Annotated in this window: 2 protein-coding genes and 1 pseudogene; 2 read left to right on the top strand and 1 reads right to left on the bottom strand. The window is 65.6% G+C overall.

What is annotated here, in order from left to right; all coding sequences use genetic code 11:
- The first annotated feature begins 176 nt into the window (after nt 1-176).
- Nucleotides 177-584 carry a nuclear transport factor 2 family protein gene (locus MOV75_RS36415; protein WP_246932354.1) on the top strand — a complete coding sequence of 136 codons (408 nt, stop codon included), beginning with the start codon at nt 177-179 and terminating at the stop codon, nt 582-584.
- 46 nt (nt 585-630) lie between these two features.
- On the opposite strand, the gene MOV75_RS36410 is transcribed toward MOV75_RS36415, so the two are convergent.
- Nucleotides 631-1,365, bottom strand: a complete 735-nt coding sequence (locus MOV75_RS36410; protein WP_246932356.1) for an HAD family hydrolase — start codon at nt 1,363-1,365, stop codon at nt 631-633.
- Nucleotides 1,366-1,511: 146 nt separating this feature from the next.
- On the opposite strand from MOV75_RS36410, the pseudogene MOV75_RS36405 reads away from it, so the two are divergent.
- A pseudogene (locus tag MOV75_RS36405) lies at nt 1,512-1,904 on the top strand (NAD(P)-dependent oxidoreductase); the annotation flags it as partial.

Here is a 1,904-nt window from a genome sequence, read left to right as displayed (position 1 = left end):
GAGGCCGTGACCGCGGCGCTGGGCCAGCTCTATCAGGGCGGCGCGCGGCGGACGGTGGCAACGCTCGTGTCGGCCTGACCACAAAGCGGGCAATGCTGCACTGCAGTTCAAATCGAACGCGAAATCGAACGGAAGTCGCGCTTGATTTTTGCCTGTCATTGCCCCACCCGAGAGGCATGGCAAAGGACAGCAAGATCATCGCCGCCAACGCGGCCTTCTACGCCGCGTTTTCGACCGGCGACTTCGACGGCATGGAACGGATGTGGGCGGACGACGACGCCATTTCCTGCATCCATCCCGGCTGGCCGGCCATCATCGGGCGCGCCACCGTGATCGGGAGCTGGCGCGACATCCTGCAAAATCCGGAGCGGCCGCAGATCGTCTGCGCCGAGCCGCAGGCGATCATCGACGGCGACAGCGGCCGCGTGCTCTGCATCGAGATCGTCGACGGCACCGCGTTGGCCGCCGCCAACCATTTCCGCCGCGTCGGGGACGACTGGCGCCTGGTGCATCACCAGTCCAGCCCGATCGCGCAGATTGTCGAGCAGGCTGAAGACGATAGAGCGAGCCACCGGGTCCACTGAACGCGGCCGGCACGCCGGCCCATTCTACTGTGCATGGGGTTGTTTTTCAGTTTTTGGGCTTGGCGCCCCCGAGTTCCGACAGATCATCCAGCACGGCCCGCGCCTCGCTGAAGTCATCGTCCGCAAAGAACATGCTCCGGGTGATCAGAACCGGGATGCCGGCGCGCGAGGCCGCGATCAGCCCGTTGGCGGAATCCTCGATCGCGACGCAACTTGATGCATCCAGCTTCAGCCGTGCCAGCGTTTCGAGATAGACGTCCGGCGCGGGTTTCTTGTGTCTGACGTCGTCCCCGGCGACGATCGCGTCGAACTGCGCAGCCCAATTCGTCCCCAACGCCTGCGACAGCAGCGCATCGATGTTGCCGTGCGAGGTCGTGGTCGCGATCGCAAGCCGCTGCCCGCGTGACTTCGCCGCAGCGAGCAGCTCGATCGCGCCCGGCCTTAAGGGACAGCAGCCTGTTTCGACCAGCTCGGCGTAATGCGCGGTCTTGATGCGGTGAAGCGCGGCGATGTCCGCATCCGGCAATGGCGGAGCGATCGGCAGCCTTCCGTGATAGGCGCGCATGCGTTCCTTGCCGCCGGTCACCCGCAGCAAATCCTTGTAGAGGGCGCGGTCCCACTGCCAGTCGAGCCCGTGGCGGGCAAAGGCATGGTTGAAGGCCTGCCGATGCAGCTCCTCGGTCTCGGCGAGGGTGCCGTCGACGTCGAAGATCAGCGCGGCCGCGCGCCGGACCAGTTCCGCGGCACCGGATGGCGCAATCGTGGCTGCTTCTGCCTGCATGATCATAACGACCCTCGGTGACGAGCAACCATCGCCCGAGGCAGCGGGCGAGACAAATCGCAATATCTTTTGCCGGACCCAAAAATCTCTTATGAGCGGGGACGCGCAGCAAGCGCGAATGGAACTCCGACCGGCACGGCAGAGGCATGCGGCTCTTCATTCTTGGCTTGGGCTACAGCGCGAGACATTTCGTCGGCAAATTCGGCGGCGCCTTCTCGCACGTCGCCGGCACCGTGCGGGATCCTGCGCAGCGGGACAATCTCGCCGGCATCGAGGTGCATCCTTTTTCCGGGAGCGATCCGGATCACATGACGGCCGAACGCATCGGCGAGGCCGATGTCCTTCTCATCTCGATTCCGCCCGGCAGCTCCGGCGATCCCGCAATCGCAGCGTTCGGCGACGTGCTGGCGGCGGGCCGCCGCAAGATCATCTATCTCTCCACCATCGGCGTCTACGGCGATCACGGCGGCGGCTGGGTCGACGAGAACACCCCGCCGCAGGCCACCCTCGACCGCGCGCGCCTACGGGTTGCTGCCGAG

The sequence above is a fragment of the Bradyrhizobium sp. PRIMUS42 genome, assembly GCF_023006515.1.
In the GTDB taxonomy this organism is placed as follows: domain Bacteria; phylum Pseudomonadota; class Alphaproteobacteria; order Rhizobiales; family Xanthobacteraceae; genus Bradyrhizobium.
This window is presented reverse-complemented; position numbering and strand designations above follow the sequence as displayed.

Coding starts and splice junctions, on each gene's coding strand:
- MOV75_RS36415 (WP_246932354.1), top strand. CDS start 177: ATGGCAAAGGACAGCAAGATCATCGCCGCCAACGCGGCCTTCTACGCC.
- MOV75_RS36410 (WP_246932356.1), bottom strand. CDS start 1,365: ATGCAGGCAGAAGCAGCCACGATTGCGCCATCCGGTGCCGCGGAACTG.